3 rRNA genes are annotated in these 5,907 nt (G+C 52.9%); all 3 read left to right on the top strand.

Features of this window, described 5'->3' with window-relative positions:
- The first annotated feature begins 442 nt into the window (after positions 1–442).
- The 3 genes from CLV85_RS13305 to rrf all read left to right on the top strand — a co-directional run bounded on the left by CLV85_RS13305 (position 443) and on the right by rrf (position 5,896).
- A 16S ribosomal RNA gene (locus CLV85_RS13305) occupies positions 443–1,965 on the top strand.
- 514 nt (positions 1,966–2,479) lie between these two features.
- Positions 2,480–5,597: ribosomal RNA gene (locus tag CLV85_RS13300) — 23S ribosomal RNA — on the top strand.
- 182 nt (positions 5,598–5,779) lie between these two features.
- Positions 5,780–5,896: ribosomal RNA gene (rrf, locus tag CLV85_RS13295) — 5S ribosomal RNA — on the top strand.
- Together the 16S, 23S and 5S rRNA genes form the textbook arrangement of a ribosomal RNA operon.
- Positions 5,897–5,907 lie beyond the last annotated feature (11 nt).

Below are 5,907 nucleotides of genomic sequence, written 5' to 3'. Positions count from 1 at the left end.
TCAGATCTTAGGATGAGTATCCGCTTCATGCGTGTGTCGGTTGGTTGTTTCGGGCTGTTTCGGTCCGGGATTGCTGGTTTGACAAGCAGGCTGAAGCTGGTAAGTTAGACAGGTTGCCTTTCGCAGTTATGTGAAGGTTGCCAACACAGGTTTTGTAAGCCCTGGGGTGAAGCCGTTTTCGGTGGAGGTCAGGAGCGTCCGATCCTTGAGAACTCAACAGCGTGCACAATGTCAAATGCCAAAAACCCGACTGTGCTTATCAAGATCGTCCCAATCGGGTCGTGATTGTTAGTGCAGCGGATTCCTTTGGAAAAAGATATAAACAAACAAAGCAAGTCAGTATTGATTTGTTCTGTCAGTTTCAAACTTGCAAGGTTCTGACCTATTCCGGTTAGTCCTTGCGCAAGATGTGTTCGGTTACTTGTAGCCGTTCAATCAAACATTTATGGAGAGTTTGATCCTGGCTCAGGATGAACGCTGGCGGCGTGCTTAACACATGCAAGTCGAACGATGAAGCCGGAGCTTGCTCTGGTGGATTAGTGGCGAACGGGTGAGTAACACGTGAGTAACCTGCCCTTGACTCTGGAATAAGCGTTGGAAACGACGTCTAATACCGGATACGAGCTTCCGCCGCATGGTGAGGAGCTGGAAAGAATTTCGGTCAAGGATGGACTCGCGGCCTATCAGGTAGTTGGTGAGGTAATGGCTCACCAAGCCTACGACGGGTAGCCGGCCTGAGAGGGTGACCGGCCACACTGGAACTGAGACACGGTCCAGACTCCTACGGGAGGCAGCAGTGGGGAATATTGCACAATGGGCGCAAGCCTGATGCAGCAACGCCGCGTGAGGGACGACGGCCTTCGGGTTGTAAACCTCTTTTAGTAGGGAAGAAGCGAAAGTGACGGTACCTGCAGAAAAAGCACCGGCTAACTACGTGCCAGCAGCCGCGGTAATACGTAGGGTGCAAGCGTTATCCGGAATTATTGGGCGTAAAGAGCTCGTAGGCGGTTTGTCGCGTCTGCTGTGAAAACTGGGGGCTCAACCCCCAGCCTGCAGTGGGTACGGGCAGACTAGAGTGCGGTAGGGGAGATTGGAATTCCTGGTGTAGCGGTGGAATGCGCAGATATCAGGAGGAACACCGATGGCGAAGGCAGATCTCTGGGCCGTAACTGACGCTGAGGAGCGAAAGCATGGGGAGCGAACAGGATTAGATACCCTGGTAGTCCATGCCGTAAACGTTGGGAACTAGATGTAGGGGCCATTCCACGGTTTCTGTGTCGCAGCTAACGCATTAAGTTCCCCGCCTGGGGAGTACGGCCGCAAGGCTAAAACTCAAAGGAATTGACGGGGGCCCGCACAAGCGGCGGAGCATGCGGATTAATTCGATGCAACGCGAAGAACCTTACCAAGACTTGACATATACGAGAACGGGCTAGAAATAGTTCACTCTTTGGACACTCGTAAACAGGTGGTGCATGGTTGTCGTCAGCTCGTGTCGTGAGATGTTGGGTTAAGTCCCGCAACGAGCGCAACCCTCGTTCTTTGTTGCCAGCACGTAATGGTGGGAACTCAAAGGAGACTGCCGGGGTCAACTCGGAGGAAGGTGGGGATGACGTCAAATCATCATGCCCCTTATGTCTTGGGCTTCACGCATGCTACAATGGCCGATACAAAGGGCTGCAATACCGCGAGGTGGAGCGAATCCCAAAAAGTCGGTCTCAGTTCGGATTGAGGTCTGCAACTCGACCTCATGAAGTCGGAGTCGCTAGTAATCGCAGATCAGCAACGCTGCGGTGAATACGTTCCCGGGCCTTGTACACACCGCCCGTCAAGTCATGAAAGTCGGTAACACCCGAAGCCAGTGGCCCAACCGCAAGGAGGGAGCTGTCGAAGGTGGGATTGGTGATTAGGACTAAGTCGTAACAAGGTAGCCGTACCGGAAGGTGCGGCTGGATCACCTCCTTTCTAAGGAGCATGTGCAACTCGGTTGTCGTCTCTGCGGTATACACAGAGCTAAAGATGACCGAATTTATGTTGCATAAGTCGTACTGCCCTGTTCGGGGTAGACGGCGCTCATGGGTGGAACATTGACATTGTGATCAGAGGAACTGTTGTTTCTTTAGTACGCCAGCTTGCTGGTTGGAACGAGGGGTTTCAGGGGTGCTGGTCTTTGCACGTTGTTGGGTCCTGAGGGACCGGGCTACGGATCTTTTGGATTCGTGTTCGTACCTTAGGGCCGGGACACTCGTAAGAGTGTTTGGGTCTAACGGATCCTGGTGCTGTTTCTGACTTTGGTTGGGGATGGTGGAGGATACCGCCCGTATTTTGAGAACTACACAGTGGACGCGAGCATCTTAGATTCGACCGAAAGGTCGAGTCACAAGAACAAAACGATGACATCCAACACTTCGGTGTTGGGTCACTCATTGGTCAATCTCAACATCGAAAGGTGTTGCGATCGATTCTTATACTCATGTGATATCAATTTTCTAAGAGCAAACGGTGGATGCCTTGGCATCTGGAGCCGAAGAAGGACGTATAAATCTGCGATAAGCCTCGGGGAGCTGATAATAGAGCTTTGATCCGAGGATTTCCGAATGGGGAAACCCCGCTGGGCGTTGCAAGACGACTCAGTGACTCCCGCCTGAATATATAGGGCGGGTAGAGGGAACGTGGGGAAGTGAAACATCTCAGTACCCACAGGAAGAGAAAACAACCGTGATTCCGTTAGTAGTGGCGAGCGAAACCGGAAGAGGCCAAACCGATCATGTGTGATAGCCGGCAGGCGTTGCATGGTCGGGGTAGTGGGACTTTTCAGCTGTTACTGCCGTACAGCAAGGATTACAACGATATATAGACGAATGGGATTGAAAGCCCAGCCATAGACGGTGCCAGCCCGGTAGTCGAAATGTATCAATGGTCCGAAGAGTATCCCAAGTAGCACGGGGCCCGAGAAATCCCGTGTGAATCTGTCAGGACCACCTGATAAGCCTAAATACTTCCAGATGACCGATAGCGGACAAGTACCGTGAGGGAAAGGTGAAAAGTACCCCGGGAGGGGAGTGAAATAGTACCTGAAACCGTTTGCTTACAAACCGTTGGAGCAGCCTTAGTAGCTGTGACAGCGTGCCTTTTGAAGAATGAGCCTGCGAGTTAGTGATCAGTGGCGAGGTTAACCCGTGTGGGGCAGCCGTAGCGAAAGCGAGTCTTAATAGGGCGAAATAGTCGCTGGTTCTAGACCCGAAGCGAAGTGATCTATCCATGGCCAGGTTGAAGCGCGTGTAAGAGCGCGTGGAGGACCGAACCCACTTAGGTTGAAAACTGAGGGGATGAGCTGTGGATAGGGGTGAAAGGCCAATCAAACTTCGTGATAGCTGGTTCTCTCCGAAATGCATTTAGGTGCAGCGTTGCGTGTTTCTTGCCGGAGGTAGAGCTACTGGATAGCTGATGGGCCCCAAAAGGTTACTGACGTTAGCCAAACTCCGAATGCCGGTAAGTGAGAGCGCAGCAGTGAGACGGTGGGGGATAAGCTTCATCGTCGAGAGGGAAACAACCCAGACTACCAACTAAGGTCCCCAAGCGTGTGCTAAGTGGGAAAGGATGTGGAGTTGCATAGACAACCAGGAGGTTGGCTTAGAAGCAGCCACCCTTGAAAGAGTGCGTAATAGCTCACTGGTCAAGTGATTCCGCGCCGACAATGTAACGGGGCTCAAGCACACCACCGAAGTTGTAGATTTCGTATTTTAGGTAAGCCTTCGTGGTTCAGCCGTACGGAGTGGTAGGAGAGCGTCGTGTGGGCAGTGAAGCGGCGGTGTAAACCAGCCGTGGAGCCTACACGAGTGAGAATGCAGGCATGAGTAGCGAAAGACGGGCGAGAAACCCGTCCTCCGAATGATCAAGGGTTCCAGGGCCAGGCTAATCCGCCCTGGGTAAGTCGGGACCTAAGGCGAGGCCGACAGGCGTAGTCGATGGACAACGGGTTGATATTCCCGTACTGACGAAGAACCGCCCAAACTAATCCAGTAATGCTAAGTATCTGAATCCCCTAGATGGATCCCTTCGGGGTGAAGCGTGGGGCCTAGCGTACGACCCTATGCTGGTGCGGTTAGCGTATTAACAGGTGTGACGCAGGAAGGTAGCTGAGCCGGGCGATGGTTGTCCCGGTCTAAGAATGTAGGCCGAGAGATAGGCAAATCCGTCTCTCATTACGGCTGAGACTCGATGGGTAGTCCTCACGGACGAAATCAGTGATCCTATGCTGCCAAGAAAAGCATCGACGCGAGGTTCAAGTTACCCGTACCCCAAACCGACTCAGGTGATCAGGTAGAGAATACTAAGGAGATCGAGAGAATCGTGGTTAAGGAACTCGGCAAAATGCCCCCGTAACTTCGGGATAAGGGGGGCCTAAGGCGTGAACGGACTTGCTCCGGGAGCGCTGCAGGGCCGCAGAGACCAGTGGGAAGCGACTGTTTACTAAAAACACAGGTCCGTGCTAAGTCGCAAGACGATGTATACGGACTGACGCCTGCCCGGTGCTGGAAGGTTAAGAGGAACGGTTAGCCGTAAGGCGAAGCTGTGAATTTAAGCCCCAGTAAACGGCGGTGGTAACTATAACCATCCTAAGGTAGCGAAATTCCTTGTCGGGTAAGTTCCGACCTGCACGAATGGCGTAACGACTTCCCAGCTGTCTCAACCGCGAACTCGGCGAAATTGCACTACGAGTAAAGATGCTCGTTACGCGCAGAAGGACGGAAAGACCCCGTGACCTTTACTATAGCTTTGTATTGGTGTTCGGTGTGGCCTGTGTAGGATAGGTGGGAGACTGTGAAGCTTGGACGCTAGTTCAGGTGGAGTCATTGTTGAAATACCACTCTGGTCATATTGGATATCTAACTTCGGACCGTAATCCGGTTCAGGGACAGTGCATGGTGGGTAGTTTAACTGGGGCGGTTGCCTCCCAAAAAGTAACGGAGGCGCCCAAAGGTTCCCTCAACCTGGTTGGTAATCAGGTGTCGAGTGTAAGTGCACAAGGGAGCTTGACTGTGAGACTGACAAGTCGAGCAGGGACGAAAGTCGGGACTAGTGATCCGGCAGTGGCTTGTGGAAGCGCTGTCGCTCAACGGATAAAAGGTACCTCGGGGATAACAGGCTGATCTTGCCCAAGAGTCCATATCGACGGCATGGTTTGGCACCTCGATGTCGGCTCGTCGCATCCTGGGGCTGGAGTAGGTCCCAAGGGTTGGGCTGTTCGCCCATTAAAGCGGTACGCGAGCTGGGTTTAGAACGTCGTGAGACAGTTCGGTCCCTATCCTCTGCGCGCGCAGGAAATTTGAGAAGATCTATCCCTAGTACGAGAGGACCGGGATGGACGAACCTCTGGTGTGTCAGTTGTTCCGCCAGGAGCACCGCTGATTAGCTACGTTCGGAATGGATAACCGCTGAAAGCATCTAAGCGGGAAGCCAGCTTCAAGATGAGATTTCCATGGCTTAGGCCGAGAGACTCGCAGCTAGACTACTGCGTTGATAGGCTGGATGTGGAAGCAGGGACTAACGACCTGTGGAGCTGACCAGTACTAATATGTCGATAAATTGATAACACCCCACCTCACTGGGCAACCCTTAGGTTGTCGAATGGTGACTGAGAAGAATTCTCGCGTCCACTTTGTGGTTCCCGATTTACGGTCGGGAACTGCGCCCAGCTAACACAGCTAGGCACATGTCCCTCGGGGCAGTGTCAGAGCATGTTTCTGGCCCAGACTGATACATAAATCAATAGTGTTTCGGCGGCCATAGCGAGAGGGAAACGCCCGGTTACATTCCGAACCCGGAAGCTAAGACTCTCTGCGCCGATGGTACTGCAAGGGGGACCTTGTGGGAGAGTAGGACACCGCCGGACTTAAATTGTGA

Origin of the sequence: Salinibacterium amurskyense (genome assembly GCF_002797685.1) — a bacterium.
Taxonomy (GTDB): Bacteria; Actinomycetota; Actinomycetes; order Actinomycetales; family Microbacteriaceae; genus Rhodoglobus; species Rhodoglobus amurskyensis.
Note: the sequence above shows the minus strand (reverse complement) of the source record. Positions and strands in the feature narration are given on the sequence as shown.